Raw genomic sequence first — 16,377 nt, 5'->3', positions numbered from 1 at the left:
GTCATGATGTGGCACAACCCGCGGTTCGCGACATGGGATGACGCTCAGACTTGACCGGAGGCTGTTGTGAAAGATGACAAAGCCTTCCGGATCGGCGGGCAAGCGCTGGCCGACCGGCTGACCGGTGCGCTGCCGGCGCTGACCCGGGCGGTGATCGAGGAGTTGGTCGCGCGGCTCACGGCGTACCGGCTGATGCCCGGCGAGGAGCTGGCCGGCGACATCAGCCGCGTGATCGAGCAGAACCTGCGGTCGTTCGTCGCGGTGCTCCGGTCGAAGACGCTGCCGACGGCGGCCGAGGTGGCGTTCCTGCGCGAGTCGGCGGCCCGGCGCGCGGAGGAGGGCATCCCGATCGAGGTGGTGCTGACCGCCTACCACGTCGGCATCCAGGTCGCCTGGGACACGATGACCGCCGACGCCCGGCCCGGCGACCTCGCCGACGTCATGGCCGTCAACGCGCTCCTGCTGCGCTACCTCGAGCTGATCACCCCGGCCGTCGCGGCGGGTTACCTCGCGCAGCAGCAGTCCATCTCCGGCGACGAGCATTCGGCCCGGCAGAGCCTGCTGGCCGCGTTGCTCGGCGGCGAGCCCGCGCAGGCCGCGGCCGACCAGGCCGGGCTGCGGCTGCCGACGTCGTACCTGGTCGTGGCGTTCGGGTTCGGCGCGCACCCGGACGAGACGTCGGCGGACGTCGATCCGCTGGTGGCGGCCCGCCGGAAGCTGCGGCGGCTGCGCGCCGAGCTGGAGCGGCAGGTCCGCGAGCCGATGCTGACGTCGTTGACCACGGACGGCGGGCTGGCGCTGCTGCCCGAGCGCGACCTGCCGTGGCTGGACGGCGTGGTCCGGGAGATGGCCCGCGCGGCGGCGGTCGACGTGACGGCCGGCGTGGTCGTCGCCGAACCCGACGGCGTCGCCGCGGCCGCACCCTGTGCCCGCCGGATCCTGGCGGTGGCCCGGACCTTCGGCCGCCCGCCGGGCGTCTACCGGCTGGACGACGTCGTGCTGGAGTACCAGCTGTCCTGCCCGAGCGAGGCCCGCGACCGGCTCGCGGAGATGCTGGAACCGTTGGCGGACAAGGCGGATCTCCTCGACACGCTGCGGGCGTACCTGCGCCTCGGCGACCGCCGGACGACTGCGGCCCAGCTGCACGTCCACCCGAACACCGTCGACTACCGGCTGCGCCGGGTTCAGGCGCTGACCGGCCTGGACCCGACGTCGACGGCGGACGTCACGCTGCTCGGCGCGGCCGTGGTGGCCCGCGCCGCGGACTAGGCGTCGACGCGCTCCCGGCTCGCCGCGGCCGCGATCCCGGCCAGCGCAAGCAGTCCGCACAGCCACGCGAACCAGTCGCCGAAGCGGGCGTACGGCGTGCCGCCGCTGCCGAGCGGGACATCGGCGGTCACCACCGAGAACGGCTGCGCGCCCGTGTGGGTGTCGGCGAGGACGCGGCCGTGCGCGTCGGACAGCATCGGCGTGCCGCGGGTGGCGCTCCACGCCACCGAGAACCCGTTCTCGACGCCGCGGATCAGCGCTGTGCGGCTGTGTTCCCAGCCGTCGACGTCCTCGTCGGACGCCGGGATCAGGACCAAGCCGGTGCCGGCCTCGCCGTAGCCGCCGCTGGGGTTCGCGAAGTTGACGTCCATGCAGACCAGCAGGCCGATCTTCGCCGGGCCCGCGAGGTACGCGAGGTCCGTGCCGTCGGCGATGTTCTTCGAATCCCCGTTGTGCCACTTGCGGAATTCGATCGTCGGCCCGGATGGCGGCACGTCGAGCGCCGCGTTGAACCGGCCCTGCGGCGTGGTGTCGTAGACGCCGGTGACGACCTCGACGCCGGTGCGCCGGAGCTGCTCGACGAACCCGGCCCGCGAAGTGTCGTCCACGGCGAAAGCGGCTTCGGGGAGGACCGCGACGCGGACGTCGTCCGGCAGCGCGCCGATCTGGTCCACATAGGACTGCAGGAGGGTGGCGCCCTGCGGCGTCGCGACGTCCGTGGCCCAGCCCGCGTTCGCGGGGACGACCAGCGCGACCTTCACCGTGGTCCCCGCGGGGCTGCTCAGCCGCGCGGTGCTCCAGAAGAACAGCCCGGTCAGCGCGGCGGCGACCGCCACCACCGAGATCAGCCGGGAGCGGCCCCTGACGCCGGGCGCGCAGATCGCGGCTACCGCGGCCGGGACGGCCAGCACCAGGAACTCGACGCCCCAGCCGCCGGTCACCGAGGCGAGCTGCAGGACCGCCGGCCGGTCGGCCTGGGTCGTCATCAGCGTCCCCATCAGGCCGGTCGGGTTCAGCAGGGAGACCGCGTAGAGCGCGACGGTCCACAGCCCGGCCGCGGCGAGCACGGCCAGCACCTCGTGCCGACGTCGCACCAGCAGCCGGAACAGGCCGGCGGCCAGGGCGAACAGCACCGCGCTGCCGCCGAGGATCGCGATCGCGGCCGGCCGCGGGACCGCCAGCGAGTGCCAGAAGTAGCTCCACGTGCCGGTGCTGCCCGCGGCGTACGCGACGAACGCGCAGAGCAGCGCCGTCACTCCGGACACCCGCGGCGCGAGCAGCAGGATCGGCAGTGGTGCCCACCACGCCAGCTCGGGGACCGGGTCCAAGCCCGTCCCGAAGAAGAACAACACGCCCGACACCGCTGTCGCGACGATCGGCCAGCCCGGCCCCAGTCTGCTCATGACCCGACGTTCGCAGGGGCGGCGGCGGGACACACTGGGCCGGACCACCGTCTTCGTGGTCGGGTTGGCCCTACCTGCCGGAAATGCGCGGTTCCTCCCGGAAAGCGCTTCCGGGTTCATGGAGAGTTCAGGGAGCCGTCACACGTCAGGGATCGGGTTCCGGTCGGTCGATCAGTAGCGTTTTCGGCGAACAGCCTCCGGCGACGGAAATGAGCCCCGCATGGACTTCTCGCTGATCGTGCTGGTGGTGATCGTCGCGGCGCTGGCCTTCGACTTCACCAACGGCTTCCACGACACGGCCAACGCGATGGCCACGTCCATCGCCACCGGAGCGCTCAAGCCGCGGGTCGCGGTCGGGGTGTCCGCGGTGCTGAACCTCGTCGGCGCCTTCCTGTCCGTGGAGGTCGCGAAGACGATCTCCGGCGGGATCGTCGACGACACGAAGGTGACGCCGGTGATCATCTTCGCCGGCCTGGTCGGGGCCATCGTGTGGAACCTGGTGACCTGGCTGATCGGGCTGCCGTCGAGCTCGTCGCACGCGCTGTTCGGCGGGCTGATCGGCGCCACCTGGATCGCCTCGGGCTCGGACGCCGTCCACTTCGGCAAGGTCGTCGAGAAGGTCCTCATCCCGGCGCTCGCCTCGCCGATCGTCGCCGGGATCGTCGCGACGCTGGGCACCTTCCTCGTCTACCGGATCACCAACCGGGCGAAGAAGGACACCGTGGGCCGCACCTTCAAGGCCGGCCAGATCGCCTCGGCGTCGCTGGTTTCGCTGGCGCACGGCACGAACGACGCGCAGAAGACGATGGGCGTCATCACCCTGACGCTGATCGCGTCCGGCTCGCTCGCGCCGGGCTCGAACCCGCCGATCTGGGTGATCCTGACCGCCGGCACCGCGATCGCGCTCGGCACCTACCTCGGCGGCTGGCGGATCATCCAGACGATGGGCAAGAAGCTCACCGAAATCCAGACGCCGCAAGGGTTCGCGGCCGAGACGAGCGCCGCGGCCGTCATCCTCACCTCGGCGCACCTCGGCTTCGCGCTGTCCACCACGCACGTCTGCTCGGGCGGCATCATCGGCTCCGGCCTCGGCCGCCGGCTCGCCGAGGTCCGCTGGGGTGTCGCGGGCAAGATGGTGCTCGCCTGGGCGCTGACGCTGCCCGCGGCCGCGATCGTCGGCGCGATCGCCGCCGAGGTCTCGACGCTCGGCACCTGGGGCACGGTCCTGATCGGCCTCGCCGGCGTCGTCATCGCGGCCGGCATCTACCTCGCGTCGCGGCGGAACCCGATCAGCGCGAACACCATCACCGAGCCCGAGCCGGCCCCGCAGCCGGCCAACGTCTGAGGAGCGCCGTGAACATCGATTGGGGTTCCCTCGGTCTCGTCTTCGTCGTCGCCCTCGCCTCGGTCGTCGTGCTGACGAGCCTCTTCTCCTTCGGAGTGGTGGGGCTCTCGCAGCGCGAGACCGCGCGCGAGGCGGGCGGCTCGGGCACCGGCCCGCTGGCCGGCGCGATCCTCTGCTTCGCCGTCTGCCTGGCGATCGTCGGGTACGGGATCTACTTGATCGTCGCCTGAGCGCGTTCCCGGAGGTCGTCCGGGAGCCCGCCGAGCATCGGGGCGAGGGTGTTCCGGCGCTCGGCGCTCAGGTGGTGCAGCATGTCCAGCGCCGGGGTCCAGAGGTCTTCGTCGGCGCCGGCCGCGGTGATGAGGCGGCCGAGGCGGTGGGCCGGGAGCAGGCCGACGACGTGGTCGATGCGGTTCTTGTCGTCGAGGACGAACGCGATCCGCAGCAGGCCGGGGTCGTCGATCTCCTCGAGGCAGCGCCGCACCGTCGGGTCCGGGAGGTGCCCGACGAACCGGCCGAGCGTGATCCAGTCCGCGCGGCCGGCCAGTTCGGCCGCGACCGCGAGCACGGTGTCGAGGGGGATGCGCGAGATGATCGCGCTCGCGCGGCGCGGGTCGAGGTCGGCCGCGACCTCCGACAGGAACCGGGGGCTCAGGCGCTTCGCGACGTCGACGCCGCGGGAGACGTCGACCACGCCGGCGATCCGGGCGCACAGCAATGGGCCGAACACCTTCTCGGCGATCTTCGCCAGCACCGCGCCGGGCACGATCCGCGCGGCGAGCGCCATCCGCTGCAGCACGGCGAGGTTCGCGTCGAACAGCGTGTCGGTGACGCTCTCGCGGAACGCCCGCAGGTCACCGGCGTCGACGCGGGCCAGGTACTCGAGCCGCTCCGGCTCGACGCCGAGGACGCGGGCCAGCTTGAGGATCTCGGCTTCGGCCTCGTAGTTGTCGGTCGCAGCGTTGTCAGTCACAGCTTTGTCATTCACAGTCCGACTGCCTTCCGGACCGCGCCCCGCAGCAACGCCGGGACGTAGCGGAGGCCCTCTTCGCCCGCTTCGGCCAACGCCTTCGCCTGGCGTCTGCGCGCGTCGCGCAGCGCGTCGGAGAGGTCCTGCCGCTCGTGCTCTTCGAGGGCCTCGATGCCTTCGGGGAGGTCGCCGCCCAACTGATCGGCGAGGGTGCGCTCGGCCATGGTGGATCATGATGCATCACCCGGGGCGCTACCGTGCGGATATGAGCATCGAGACGTCCACCACCCGTGTCGGCGACCTCTCCGCCTACCTGGCCCGCCCGGCCGGTGGCTCCGGGTCCGGGATGCTGCTGCTGCCGATGATCACCGGCATCGGCGAGCAGGTCCGCGCCTGGGCCGACGAGCTCGCCGGCCGCGGGATCACGGCGTTGACCTGGGACGTCTTCCACGGCGCGAGCACCGACAACACCTCCCGCGAGGACCTCGGCGCGAAGCTCGGCGAGCTGTCCGACGAGGTCGCGCTGACCGAGCAGACGGCGTTGCTCGACCACCTGCTCGGCGACCTCGGCTGCACGTCGGCGGGGGTCATCGGCTGGTGCCTCGGCGGCCGGTTCGCGCTCCTGCTCGCCGCCCGTGACCAGCGCCTTTCCGGCGTCGTCGCCTACCACCCGACGGTCCGCGACCCGCTGCCGCCGAACCACGACCTCGACACGGTCGCTTTGTCGACAGGGATCACCGCGCCGGTGCTCGTCGCCTACCCGGAGGCCGACACGGTCGTCTCGCACGAGACGTTCGCCCGGCTCCAGACCGCGCTGCAGTCCCGGCCGGCGGGCGCGACGTTCACCCAGCACTTCCCAGGCGCCGAGCACGGCTTCAGTGACTCCTCGCGGCACGGCACCGCGGTCAACGCCGACGCGTTCGCGCTCTCCTGGCCGCAGACCCTGGCTTTCCTGGACGCGCTGAAAGGTTGACTTTCGGCAGTGGTCCGCGCGCCGGCCCGCTTGTAGCGTCGGTTCCGTGCGGGAGGCGACGAAGCGCAGGTGGCGGGCGGTGTTCGACGTCGTCCTCGCGCTGTTCCTGGCGTTCATCGTCGTCTCGGACACGGTGGGCACCCGGGCGTACTGGGAGATGGCCGGCGGCTTCGCCGTCGTCCTCGGGTCGGTCGTCACCGCCCGGCGCTTCCCCGTCGTCTCGCTCGGCATCGCGCTGGCGGGCGCGCTGGTCGTGCCGTTCCCGTACGGCAACCGGGTGCCCGTCTGGGTGATCTTCGTGCTGGTCGCGATGTGTTACCAGGCCGGCCTGCGGATGCCACGGGCGCGACCGGGCCTGCTGCTCGGCGGCGCGGTCGCGGTGCTCGGCGGGCCGCTCTCGCTGTTCGGCGACAACGCGCTCGGCGACTGGGCCGAGCTCGCCGTGATGCTGGTGTTCGCCGGGCTGTCGCCGTGGCTGCTGGGCCGCTACGTCCGGCTGCGCGGTGAGCTCGCCCGCACCGGCTGGCGCCGCGCCGAGGAGATGGAGAGCCGGCAGCGGCTGATCGCCGACCAGGCCCGGCTGCGCGAGCGCGCGCGGATCGCCCGCGACATGCACGATTCGCTGGGCCACGAGCTGAGCCTGATCGCCGTCCGCGCGGCGGCCCTCGAAGTCGCCGGCGGGCTCGGCGACGACCAGCGCGGCGCGGCCGCCCAGCTGCGGACCAGCGCCGCGGCCGCCACCGAACGGCTGCGCGAGATCATCGGCGTGCTGCGCGAGGACGCCGCGCCCGTCGAACCGGTGCAGGGCGACCTCGGCGAGCTGATCGCGCGGGCGCGGGCGTCCGGGCTGCTCATTGACTCCACAGTGGACAGCTCGCAGGCGCCCCCGATGGTCACCCTCGCGGCCCACCGGGTCGTCCAGGAAGCGCTGACGAACGTCGCGAAGCACGCGCCTGGCGCGGCCGTGACGGTCCGGGTGACCAGTTCCGGTGCGCGGACCGACGTCGGCGTCGTCAACGCGCCGCCGCCCGCCGGACCGCTGCCGGGCGCCACGTCCGGGCACCGCGGACTGATCGGGCTGCGCGAGCGCGTCCGGCTGGTCGGCGGCACGCTGCAGGCCGGCCCCCGGGACGGCGGCTTCGCCGTCACCGCGACACTGCCGCACGACGCCGCGCCGGTCGAGGAGACCGCGGAGCTGCGCGAGGCCGCCGACGACGCCGTCGGGCAGTCGACGTCCGCGCGGGCGCTGGAGCTGGCCCGGCGCGACGTCCGGCGCAGCCTGATCCAGGCCGTCGTCGTCCCGCTCGGGCTGTTCGCGGTGCTCCTCGGGGTCGCCGGGATCGCGTTCCTGTACCTGTGGAACTCCTCGGAGCTGCCCGGCCCGGTCTACGACCGGCTGCGGCTCGGGCAGCCGCGCGCCGAGGTCACGCCGCTGCTGCCGGGCAACCAGCGCGGCGCCCGGCCGACGCGCGGCGAGCCGCCGCTCCCGCCGGTGCCCGGGGCCGCGTGCGAGTACTACGGCACCGGAAGATCGTTCATGGACAACGACTACGCCGCCTATCGGCTGTGTTTCGCCGACGGGAAGCTGGTTTCGAAGGACAACTTCGCCGAGGGGGATTCGTGATCAGGGTCGTGCTGGCCGACGACGAAGCGTTGATGCGGGCGGGGGTGGCGGCGATCCTGGGCGCGGACGGCGGCATCGAGGTCGTCGCCGAAGCCGCCGACGGCCGCGCGGCGGTCGACCAGGTGCTGGCCACGCACCCGGACGTCGTGCTGCTCGACATCCGGATGCCGGTGCTGGACGGCCTGGGCGCGGCCGCCGAGATCCGGCGGCTGCTGCCGGCGACCGGCGTCATCATGCTGACGACGTTCGGGGAGGACGACTACATCGAACGCGCGCTCGGCCTGGGCGCGGGCGGGTTCCTGCTCAAGTCGGGCGACCCGCGGGAGCTGCTGGCGGGCATCCACGCCGTCGCGGACGGGGCCGCGTTCCTCTCGCCGAAGGTGGCGCAGCGGGTGATCGCCCGGCTGTCCGGCGGCCGGCTCGCCCGCGCGTCGGCGGCCCGCGCGCGGATCGCGTCGCTGACCAACCGGGAGCGGGAAGTGCTGACGTTGCTGGGGTCCGGACTGTCCAACGCGGACATCGCGGCGAAGATGTTCGTCGTGGAGGGCACGGTGAAAGCGCACGTCAGCACGATCCTGACCCGGCTCGGCGCGAAGAACCGGGTGCAGGCGGCGATCACGGCGTACGAGGCCGGTCTGGTCGGGGGAGATCCGGCGGCTGCCAGCCACTGATCCCGGCGCCGATCCTGGCCGTGGCTTGGGCGGGAGTCATTCTCAGGAGCGTTTTGCGCAGGGTGGTGGCGACGGGGTTGGTGAGCTGCGGGCCGATCTTCCCGGCTCGGACGGAGTCTCGTGCGACTTTCTGGCTGCGCTTTCGTCTCTCTTGGTCGTACTTCCCGAGTGCGTTCACCGTGGTGTCCTCTGTGGACACGGCGTGGGCGAGCACGACGGCGTCTTCGAGGGCCTGGCAGCCGCCCTGGCCGAGGAACGGCGGCATCGCGTGGGCGGCGTCGCCGAGGAGTACGATCTTTCCCCGGACGTAGGTGGGCAGCGGCGTGCCGAGGTGGTAGAGGTCGTGGTGGAGGATGTCCGCGGCCGGCGTCGCGTCGATGAGCGCCGGGATCGGGTCGTGCCAGTCGCCGAAGTGCTGCTTCAGGTAGGCCTTGACGTCGGACGTCCGTTCGCCGGCCCGGACGACGTAGGAGATCCACCAGTAGACGTCCCCGCCGGCCAGCGGGAGGACGCCGATCTCGGCGCCGCGGTCCCAGTTGGTGCTCAGCGGCGTCCCGGGCCGGTGGGCGACGCCGCGAAACGCCGTACTGCCGCTGTAGACAGGTGGTGCTCCCTTTCTGATCCGGCTGTTGATCCCGTCGGCGGCTACGACGAGGTCGGCGTGGAGTTCTCCGCCGGTGTAGCGCACGAAGCCGTCGTCGCGGACTTCGGTGACTTCGGCACCGGTCTTTATCGTCTCGCGGGGCAGTGCTCGCGCGAGCGCGTCGACGAGGTCCCGGCGGTGAACCGCGGCCAGGGGAAGCCCGTGGTTCCTCGTGAAGGCGGCCGCGTCCCAGCCGGTGATCCGTCGGCCGCGTTTGTCCCTCAAGCCGCCGTCGCGCTGTTCCTGGAGGGGAGCCTCGATGCCGAGGACGTCCAGGCAGCGCCGGGCGTTCGGCCAGAGGGAGATCCCGGCGCCGACGCCGGTGATCCCGGGTGCTTTCTCCAGGACGGTCACGCCCCAGCCGACCTGCCGCAACCCGACCGCCGCCGCGAGCCCGCCGATACCGCCGCCGACCACCACCGCGTCCATGACTCCTCCTCTACACCTGTAGAGGACTCTACACCTGTAGAGTCTGGTTCGTGGACCGTCTGGCAGTGATCGGTGACGCGGCGATCGAGGTGATCGCGGCGGAAGGCATGCGCGGCCTGACCCACCGCGCGGTCGATCGGGCGGCGTCGCTGCCCGCGGGGTCGACGTCGTACTACGCGCGAACCCGGGGCGCGCTGCTGGAGCTGGCGATCGCGCGGATGGTCACGCTGGACAACGTCGACTTGGAGCCGCCGCCGGGCCGGCTGGCGGAGTTCCTCGCGGGTTTCGTCCACGCGGCGATCACTTCGGGGCGGACGCGGATGCTGGCGCGGTACGAGTTCGCCCTGGAGGCGACCCGACGGCCGGAGCTGCGGGAGGCGTACGACAAGGGCGGCTTGCTGATCCGCTCTCGGTGCGCGGCGGTCCTCGCGGCGGCGGGATCTCTTGAACCGGAGCGGCACGCGTCGGTCTTGGTGGCCTGGCTGGACGGCGCGATCTTCGACGCGATCGCGGGCACGGGCTCTCTCGCGCCCCCTTCCCGAGCCGCGCTGACCCGCGGCGCCCGGGAAGTGCTGGCGGGCCTGGGCATCTCCCCAAGTCCGTGAATGTCACATCGAGGGACACAGCGTCCCTCAATGTGACATTCACGGACTTCAGGCGTCCCGGCGGCGCAGCACCGCGGTGCCTGCCAGCAGCGCCACCGCGGTCCAGACCGCGCAGATCAGCAGCCCCACCCAAGGTGCGTACGGCGCCGCGGCCTGGGTTATCGGGTTCGGTTGTCCCGCCTCCACCATCGCGTTCACCCCGGCGATCCCCGGGAAGTACGGCACCCAGCCCGGCAGGCCCAGCGACGCGACGATCAGCGGCAGCGGCACCAGCACCACGATCACCGTCACCAACGTCCCCGCCGCGCTTCGCAGCGCCCAGCCGAACCCGGTGCACAGCAGCCCCAGCAAGGCGAAGTACCCGCCCATGCCGAAAGCTGTTGTGAGGGCGCCGGCGACGGACGTCGGCAGGCCGTGGCCGTCCTTCACCACACCCGCCAAGGCCATTCCCGAGACCGACAGCGCCACGCCGTACACGAACAGCACCGGCAGCAGCACCGCCGCCTTCGCGAGGACCACCCGTGAACGCACCGGCGTCCACAGCAGGGTCGACCGGATGCCGCCGCCCGCGTACTCGCTTGTCACGAACAGCGTGGCCAGCGCGATCACCGCGAACTGCGTCAAGTAGAAACCGCCGCCGAGGGCGATCGTGTTCGCGCCCATCGGGTCTTCGCTGTCGAAGCGCTGGGAGATCGCCGACACCGCGCTGTAGAACGCCATCAGCGCCGTCCCGGCGATCAGCGTCCACCACGTCGCGCGGACCGACCAGAACTTCGTCCACTCCGAAGAGATCACAGGCACCACAGACACCGCGGCCGTCATGCCGACACCCCGTACTCCACCGAAGAAGCTGTCAGTTCCATGTACGCCTGCTCGAGCGACGCCGTCCGCTCGGCGAGGCCGTGCACCCGGATCCCCAGCTCGTGCACCAGATCGCCGACGCGGGTGACGCCGATGCCGTCGACCACCAGCTCGGCCGGGTCACCGACGTCGGTGCGGCCGCCCTCCGCCAGCAGGCGCAGGGACAGCGCGTCGCGCTCGGCGGCGTCCGGGACGCGCACCGAGACCGTCGTGCGCGAGTTGCCCGCGATGAACTCGGCGACCGGCGCGTCCGCGAGGAGCTTTCCCCTGCCGATCACCACGAGGTGGTCGGCGGTCAGCTGCATCTCGCTCATCAGGTGGCTCGAGACGAACACCGTCCGCCCCTCGCCCGCCAGGGAGCGCATCAGCTGCCGCACCCAGCGGACACCGTCCGGGTCGAGGCCGTTGACCGGCTCGTCGAACAGGAGCACGCCGGGGTCGCCGAGCAGCGCGCCCGCGATGCCCAGCCGCTGCCCCATGCCGAGCGAAAACTGCCCGGCCCGCTTGCCCGCGACGTCCGAAAGCCCGACCGTCGCGAGCACCTCCTCGACCCGCGACGCCGGGATGCCGTTGCTGCGCGCCATCGCCAGAAGGTGCTTTCCGGCGCTGCGGCCCGGATGCAGGGCCTTGGCGTCGAGCAACGCGCCGACCTCGCGCAGCGGATGCCGCAGTTCGGCGTACCGCCGCCCGCCGACGCGTACTTCGCCGGCCTGCGGGTGGTCGAGCCCGACGGTCATCCGCATGGTCGTCGACTTCCCGGCGCCGTTCGGGCCGAGGAACCCGGTCACCTGCCCGGCCGCGACGTCGCAGGTGAGCGCGTCGACGACGGTCTTCTCCCCGTAGCGTTTGGTGAGTCCCCTGAGCGTGATCATCAACCCAGTCTGGGGTTTTCGCGGCGCCGGGACATCGGACGACGGTCGCGGACCGGCCCCGACTTTCGTCAGGTGCGGCGACGCGTGACGTGCCGCGTCGGAGTGGCGGTCGCCGGGTCTTCGGGCCACGGGTGCTTCGGGTAGCGGCCGCGCAGGTCGGCGCGGACCGCCGGGTAGCCGTTGGTCCAGAACGACGCCAGGTCCGCGGTGATCGCCGCCGGGCGGCCGGCGGGGGAGAGCAGGTGCAGGACGACCGGGACGCCGGCGAGCGTGGGGGTGCCGGTCCAGCCGAACGTCTCCTGCAGCTTGACGGCCAGCACCGGCTGGTCACCACCGTAGTCGACGCGGATGTGCGACCCTGTCGGCACTTCCAGCCGGTCCGGGGCGAGTTCGTCCATTTTGGACGCCGCGGGCCAGGGGAGTAGCGCCTTCAGTGCGGTACCGGCGTTGACGTTCGCGAGGTCCGCGCGCCGGCGGGCCGCGGAGAGGTCCAGCCAGCTGTCCACATCGGACAGCAGTGCGGCGTCGTCGACCGCGGGCCACGGCGCGCCGAGCACCCGGTGCAGGAACGCCATCCGCTCGCGCAACCGGGTCCCGTCGGCGGTCCACTTCAGCAGGCCGAGGCCTTCGGCCCGCAGGCCAGCCACCAGGGCGTCGTGGACGTTCGGGTTCTTCAACGGCCGCGACGCCAGGGTGATGGCGCCGAGCCGCCGGACGTGCCGCGCGACGACGTCGCCGTCGGCCCAGGTCACTTCGTCCACTTCGGACACCGAGCCGGCGCGCACGGCGAGGCGTTCGTCGGCGGCCGCGGCGAGCCGGATCGTGCCGTGCACGCGGCCGGGGTCGCGGGTCGCTTCGGCGACGGCCAGCCACGCGGAGTCCAGGCCGCTGCCGGGCGGCAGCTCGGCCGCGGTGCCGCCGGCCATGAGGTAGACGGGTTCGCCGCCGGGACGTCGCCGCGCGAGCCGTTCCGGGTGCGCCAGGGCGACGATCAACGCCGGATCGGGCTTGCCGTCGCCGGTCACCAGCCGCGAAAGCCGCTGGACTTCGCGCTTCCACCGCCGTGCCGCGTCGTCGCTCGCGCCGCGCAGCCGCCGCAGTTCCGCGTCGACGTCCGTCAGCTTGCCGCCCGCGTCGAGCAGCGCCACGACCTCCGCCGCGTTGCGCGCACCCACGGCCTCCGCACCGTCCAGCAACGCCCGGGCCAGCCGCGGGTGCAGGCCGAGGTCGGCCATCCGGCGTCCGCGCGCGGTCACCGTGCCGTCTGACGCCGTCGCGCCGAGCGTCGCCAGCAGTGCGCGCCCCGCCGCCAGCGCGCCCTCGCCGGGCGGGTCCCACCAGGCCAGGCCGCTGCCGTCCGGCGTCGACCAGCACGCCAGTTCCAGGGCCAGCCGTGCCAGCTCCGCCGTCCGGATCTCCGGCTCGGGGTACGCGGGCAGCGTGGCCTGCTCGTGCTCCGCCCAGCAGCGGTAGACCCGGCCCGGCGCCTCACGTCCGGCGCGCCCCGCCCGTTGCGCGGCCACCGCCGCCGACACCCGGACCGTGGCCAGGCCGGGCAGCCCGCGCCGGTGGTCGACGCGCGGCACCCGCGCCAGCCCCGAGTCGACGACCGCGCGCACCCCCGGCACGGTCAGGCTCGACTCGGCCACCGCCGTCGCCAGCACGACGCGCCGTCGCGCACGCGGCCGTAGCGCGTCGTCCTGCTGCGCCGCCGTAAGCCGTCCGTGCAGCGGGAGAACGTCCACATCAGACAGACGCAGGAGCCCGGAGGTCCGCGCGATCTCCCCCGCGCCCGGCAGGAAGGCCAGCACGTCACCGTCCCCTTCGGACAGTGCGGTCCGCACGGCGCGGGCCACCGCGGGCTCGGCGCGCTCGTTCCGCGCAGGCGGCAGGTAGGACGTCGTGACCGGGTAGGTCCGGGCGGACGCCTCGATCACCGGCGCGTCACCGAGCAGCGTGGCCAGCCGGCCGGACGCCACCGTCGCCGACGTCGCCAGCAGCCGCAGGTCGTCGCGCAGGCCGGCGCGGACGTCCAGGAGCAGCGCGAGCAGCAGGTCCGCGTCCAGGTGCCGCTCGTGGCACTCGTCCAGCAGCACCGTCGCCACCCCGGGCAGCTCGGGGTCGCCCTGCACCCGCCGCACCAGCAGCCCCGACGTCACGACCTCGACGCGCGTGCGCGAGGACACCTTCCGGTCGCCGCGCACGGCGTACCCGACGGTCTCGCCGACCGGCTCGCCCAGGATCGCCGCCATCCGCCCCGCCGCGGCCCGCGCGGCCAGCCGCCGTGGCTCGGCGACGACGACCCGGCCGTCGCCGGACATCAGGGCCAGCGGCACCAGCGTCGTCTTGCCGGTGCCGGGCGGCGCCACGAGGACCGCGGTGCCGTGCGCGTCCAACGCGGCGAGCACGTCGGGCAGCACGGCCCGCACGGGCAGGTCGGGCAGTTTCACTTCTCGGTGACCTCGGGGGGTGGGGGCAGCTGGTAACCGGACGGGCCGATGTTCGCGTTGAGCGAGCGCAGCCATTCACCCGAAGAGACCATCCGGCCGATCGCGTCGTCGATCTTGCTCACCCCCTGCGTGTCGCCCTTCCGCAGGCCGACGCCGTAGTTCTCCTTCGAGAACGGCTTCCCGACGACCTTCAGCAGCTCGGGGTCCCGCGCGACGTAGCCGGCCAGGATCACGCCGTCGGTCGTCACGGCGTCGATCTGCCCGGCCAGCAACGCCGTCACGCAGTCCGGGTACCGCGGGTACTCGACCAGCTGGACGGCCTGGGCGAACTTGTCCTTGACCTGCTGGGCGGGCGTCGAGCCGGTGACCGAGCAGAGCTTGCGCGAGTTGAGCGTCTCCGGCCCGGTGATGTCGGCCGCCGTGCGCCGGACCAGCAGGTCCTGCCCGGTCGTGAAGTACGGCCCGGCGAACGACACCTGCTGCTTGCGCTTGTCGGTGATCGAATAGGTCGCCACGACCAGGTCGACCGTCCCGGAGGCGAGGTCCGTCTCCCGCGTCGCCGACGTCGTCTCGCGCCACGTGATGTCCTTCGCGTCGACGCCGAGCTCACCCGCCACAAAAGTTGCGACGTCGACATCAAAACCGACGAACCGGCCGTCCACGGTGTGCTCCGACAGGCCCGGGGCGTCGAACCGGATACCGATGGTCAGGTGATCCGTGGCACTGGCGCGGGCCACCACGGAGTCGGTCGGCGAAACGTGGGCGGGACCGCACGCGGCCACCGTGACCAGCAGCAACGCCGAAGAGACCAGCACGCGCCACCGCATCCCGCCGCTCCCTCCGCCCCCGTCGGGCCCTCACGCAGTTCTCAGGTCGTCCCGTTAGCCTAAGTGTGTGGTGCGACCGTCCCAACCCGTGCTGGACGCCGTCGGCACGCTCGCCCGGCTCGGGCTGGCGGCCGTCTGGCTCGTTTCCGGTGCCGTGAAGCTGGCCGATCCGGGTCAGACGTTGATCGCCGTCCAGGCGTACGACGTGCTGCCCGGCGCCCTCGTGAACGTCGTGGCGGTCGCGCTGCCGCTCGTCGAGCTCGTGCTCGGGCTGTTCCTGCTCGCCGGCCTGGCGACCCGGTGGGTCGCCGGCGCCGCGCTGGTGCTGCTCGTGGTGCTCATCGCCGGCATCGCCCAGTCGTGGGCGCGCGGGCTGAGCATCGACTGCGGGTGCTTCGGCGGCGGCGGCCAGGTGGCGGCGGGGCAGACCGCGTACCCCCAGGAAATCCTCCGCGACTCCGGTTTCGCGCTGCTGGCCGTATGGCTGCTGGCGCGGCCGCGCACCTGGCTGTCGATCGACGGCTGGCTGGCGCGAGGTCGCGGGAACTCTGTCGAACCCGGGCCCGACTACTCGGGTATCGCGGAAGGGAATTGATTCACAGTGGGTGGAGCTGAGCGGACCGCTCGGAAGCGTCGTCAGGCCGCGCAGGCCGGGGGAGCGAGGGCGGTGGCCCAGGCCAGGGGCGCGTCCGGGGACAAGCGGAAGTGGATCATCGGGATCGCCGCCGTGGTCGTCGTGGCCGCGCTCGTGATCGGCGGCGTGATCTGGACGATCTCCGACAAGAACAAGACCGAAGGCCAGGTCATCAACCCCGGCCAGAACACCAGCGCGCTGGCCGCCGACGTCACCCAGACGCGCGACGGCGTGGTGGTCACGGTCGGCAAGACCGGCGCGAAGTCGTCGATCGACGTCTACGCCGACTTCCTCTGCCCCATCTGCGGCACGTTCGAGAAGAACAACAAGGCGCAGATCGAGCAGGCGGTCAACGACGGCAAGCTGGCGGTGCGCTACCACATGGTGCCGCTGCTCAACGACCGTTCGAGCCCGCCCGGCTACTCGCTCGACTCGGCGAACGCGGCGCTCGCCGCGGCCGACGCCGGCAAGTTCCTCCAGTTCCACGACGCGCTGTACGCGAACCAGCCCGAAGAGGGCAAGCGCGGCTACGACAAGGCGCAGCTGATCGACCTGGGCAAGAACGTCGGCATCACCGACCCGAAGTTCGCCCAGACGGTCAACGCCGGCACCTACAACGACCAGATCAACGCCGCGTTCCAGCAGATCGAGAACGACCCGAAGCTGGCGCAGGACTTCGGCGGCGGCCAGAGCGGTTTCGGCACACCGACGGTCGTGTCGAACGGTGCGATCGTCAACTGGCAGGACCAGGGCTGGCTCGGCGGGGTGCTCGGCTGAGTCCGGGCAATTCGCCCACTCGGG

Annotated in this window: 17 protein-coding genes; 9 read left to right on the top strand and 8 right to left on the bottom strand. The window is 72.6% G+C overall.

Features of this window, described 5'->3' with window-relative positions; all coding sequences use genetic code 11:
• Positions 1–66: 66 nt before the first annotated feature.
• Positions 67–1,269 (top strand): PucR family transcriptional regulator, encoded by a 1,203-nt coding sequence (locus OG494_RS30435; RefSeq protein WP_328444539.1) that lies wholly within the window; start codon positions 67–69, stop codon positions 1,267–1,269.
• Here the strand turns inward: OG494_RS30435 and OG494_RS30430 are convergent.
• Positions 1,266–2,672: an acyltransferase gene (locus tag OG494_RS30430; protein ID WP_328444538.1), complete on the bottom strand. Its 1,407-nt coding sequence runs from the start codon at positions 2,670–2,672 to the stop codon at positions 1,266–1,268. The genes OG494_RS30435 and OG494_RS30430 overlap by 4 nt on opposite strands.
• A 220-nt stretch (positions 2,673–2,892) precedes the next feature.
• On the opposite strand from OG494_RS30430, the gene OG494_RS30425 reads away from it, so the two are divergent.
• Positions 2,893–4,017: an inorganic phosphate transporter gene (locus OG494_RS30425; protein WP_328444536.1), complete on the top strand. Its 1,125-nt coding sequence runs from the start codon at positions 2,893–2,895 to the stop codon at positions 4,015–4,017.
• Positions 4,018–4,025: 8 nt separating this feature from the next.
• A complete protein-coding gene (locus OG494_RS30420; protein ID WP_328444534.1) occupies positions 4,026–4,247 on the top strand; it encodes a hypothetical protein in 222 nt (73 codons plus the stop codon).
• Here OG494_RS30420 and OG494_RS30415 read toward each other — a convergent pair.
• Both OG494_RS30415 and OG494_RS30410 read right to left on the bottom strand, forming a co-directional pair.
• Positions 4,229–4,990 (bottom strand): hypothetical protein, encoded by a 762-nt coding sequence (locus OG494_RS30415; protein WP_328444532.1) that lies wholly within the window; start codon positions 4,988–4,990, stop codon positions 4,229–4,231. The two genes, OG494_RS30420 and OG494_RS30415, sit on opposite strands and share 19 nt — an antisense overlap.
• Before the next feature lie 11 nt (positions 4,991–5,001).
• Positions 5,002–5,211 carry a hypothetical protein gene (locus tag OG494_RS30410; RefSeq protein ID WP_328444530.1) on the bottom strand — a complete coding sequence of 70 codons (210 nt, stop codon included), beginning with the start codon at positions 5,209–5,211 and terminating at the stop codon, positions 5,002–5,004.
• Positions 5,212–5,252: 41 nt separating this feature from the next.
• On the opposite strand from OG494_RS30410, the gene OG494_RS30405 reads away from it, so the two are divergent.
• Genes OG494_RS30405 through OG494_RS30395 form a run of 3 tightly spaced genes read left to right on the top strand, consistent with a single transcriptional unit; the run spans position 5,253 to position 8,255 of the window.
• Positions 5,253–5,960, top strand: a complete 708-nt coding sequence (locus tag OG494_RS30405) for a dienelactone hydrolase family protein (protein WP_328444528.1) — start codon at positions 5,253–5,255, stop codon at positions 5,958–5,960.
• A 46-nt stretch (positions 5,961–6,006) separates the two neighbouring features.
• Entirely contained in the window at positions 6,007–7,584 is a 1,578-nt protein-coding gene (locus OG494_RS30400) for a sensor histidine kinase (RefSeq protein WP_328444526.1), read from the top strand.
• Positions 7,581–8,255: a response regulator transcription factor gene (locus tag OG494_RS30395; RefSeq protein ID WP_328444524.1), complete on the top strand. Its 675-nt coding sequence runs from the start codon at positions 7,581–7,583 to the stop codon at positions 8,253–8,255. The genes OG494_RS30400 and OG494_RS30395 overlap by 4 nt, the downstream gene beginning before the upstream one ends.
• On the opposite strand, the gene OG494_RS30390 is transcribed toward OG494_RS30395, so the two are convergent.
• Positions 8,200–9,327, bottom strand: coding sequence for an FAD-dependent monooxygenase (locus OG494_RS30390; RefSeq protein WP_328444522.1), 1,128 nt, complete (start codon positions 9,325–9,327; stop codon positions 8,200–8,202). The two genes, OG494_RS30395 and OG494_RS30390, sit on opposite strands and share 56 nt — an antisense overlap.
• Before the next feature lie 107 nt (positions 9,328–9,434).
• Here OG494_RS30390 and OG494_RS30385 point away from each other — a divergent pair, with 107 nt between their 5' ends.
• Positions 9,435–9,932 (top strand): TetR/AcrR family transcriptional regulator, encoded by a 498-nt coding sequence (locus OG494_RS30385; RefSeq protein WP_442874508.1) that lies wholly within the window; start codon positions 9,435–9,437, stop codon positions 9,930–9,932.
• 48 nt (positions 9,933–9,980) lie between these two features.
• Here OG494_RS30385 and OG494_RS30380 read toward each other — a convergent pair whose 3' ends face one another.
• From OG494_RS30380 to OG494_RS30365, 4 genes are all read right to left on the bottom strand, one after another.
• The gene (locus tag OG494_RS30380) at positions 9,981–10,754 is read right to left on the bottom strand and encodes an ABC transporter permease (protein WP_328444518.1); all 774 of its coding nucleotides are present in this window, start codon (positions 10,752–10,754) and stop codon (positions 9,981–9,983) included.
• Positions 10,751–11,665, bottom strand: a complete 915-nt coding sequence (locus tag OG494_RS30375; RefSeq protein ID WP_328444516.1) for an ATP-binding cassette domain-containing protein — start codon at positions 11,663–11,665, stop codon at positions 10,751–10,753. The genes OG494_RS30380 and OG494_RS30375 overlap by 4 nt, the downstream gene beginning before the upstream one ends.
• 68 nt (positions 11,666–11,733) lie before the next feature.
• Complete coding sequence (hrpB, locus tag OG494_RS30370; protein WP_328444514.1) at positions 11,734–14,115, bottom strand: ATP-dependent helicase HrpB; 2,382 nt, start codon at positions 14,113–14,115, stop codon at positions 11,734–11,736.
• Positions 14,112–14,942 carry a glutamate ABC transporter substrate-binding protein gene (locus OG494_RS30365; RefSeq protein WP_328444512.1) on the bottom strand — a complete coding sequence of 277 codons (831 nt, stop codon included), beginning with the start codon at positions 14,940–14,942 and terminating at the stop codon, positions 14,112–14,114. The genes hrpB and OG494_RS30365 overlap by 4 nt, the downstream gene beginning before the upstream one ends.
• Before the next feature lie 88 nt (positions 14,943–15,030).
• Here OG494_RS30365 and OG494_RS30360 point away from each other — a divergent pair, with 88 nt between their 5' ends.
• Positions 15,031–15,537, top strand: coding sequence for a MauE/DoxX family redox-associated membrane protein (locus tag OG494_RS30360; protein WP_328459067.1), 507 nt, complete (start codon positions 15,031–15,033; stop codon positions 15,535–15,537).
• A 72-nt stretch (positions 15,538–15,609) separates the two neighbouring features.
• Positions 15,610–16,353, top strand: coding sequence for a DsbA family protein (locus OG494_RS30355; protein ID WP_328444510.1), 744 nt, complete (start codon positions 15,610–15,612; stop codon positions 16,351–16,353).
• Positions 16,354–16,377 lie beyond the last annotated feature (24 nt).

The organism is Amycolatopsis sp. NBC_00438 (assembly GCF_036026695.1).
Classification (GTDB): domain Bacteria; phylum Actinomycetota; class Actinomycetes; order Mycobacteriales; family Pseudonocardiaceae; genus Amycolatopsis.
Note: the sequence above shows the minus strand (reverse complement) of the source record. Positions and strands in the feature narration are given on the sequence as shown.

Coding starts and splice junctions, on each gene's coding strand:
- OG494_RS30375 (WP_328444516.1), bottom strand. CDS start 11,665: ATGATCACGCTCAGGGGACTCACCAAACGCTACGGGGAGAAGACCGTC.
- OG494_RS30425 (WP_328444536.1), top strand. CDS start 2,893: ATGGACTTCTCGCTGATCGTGCTGGTGGTGATCGTCGCGGCGCTGGCC.
- OG494_RS30390 (WP_328444522.1), bottom strand. CDS start 9,327: ATGGACGCGGTGGTGGTCGGCGGCGGTATCGGCGGGCTCGCGGCGGCG.
- OG494_RS30380 (WP_328444518.1), bottom strand. CDS start 10,754: ATGACGGCCGCGGTGTCTGTGGTGCCTGTGATCTCTTCGGAGTGGACG.
- OG494_RS30385 (WP_442874508.1), top strand. CDS start 9,435: ATGCGCGGCCTGACCCACCGCGCGGTCGATCGGGCGGCGTCGCTGCCC.
- OG494_RS30410 (WP_328444530.1), bottom strand. CDS start 5,211: ATGGCCGAGCGCACCCTCGCCGATCAGTTGGGCGGCGACCTCCCCGAA.
- OG494_RS30430 (WP_328444538.1), bottom strand. CDS start 2,672: ATGAGCAGACTGGGGCCGGGCTGGCCGATCGTCGCGACAGCGGTGTCG.
- OG494_RS30365 (WP_328444512.1), bottom strand. CDS start 14,942: ATGCGGTGGCGCGTGCTGGTCTCTTCGGCGTTGCTGCTGGTCACGGTG.
- OG494_RS30405 (WP_328444528.1), top strand. CDS start 5,253: ATGAGCATCGAGACGTCCACCACCCGTGTCGGCGACCTCTCCGCCTAC.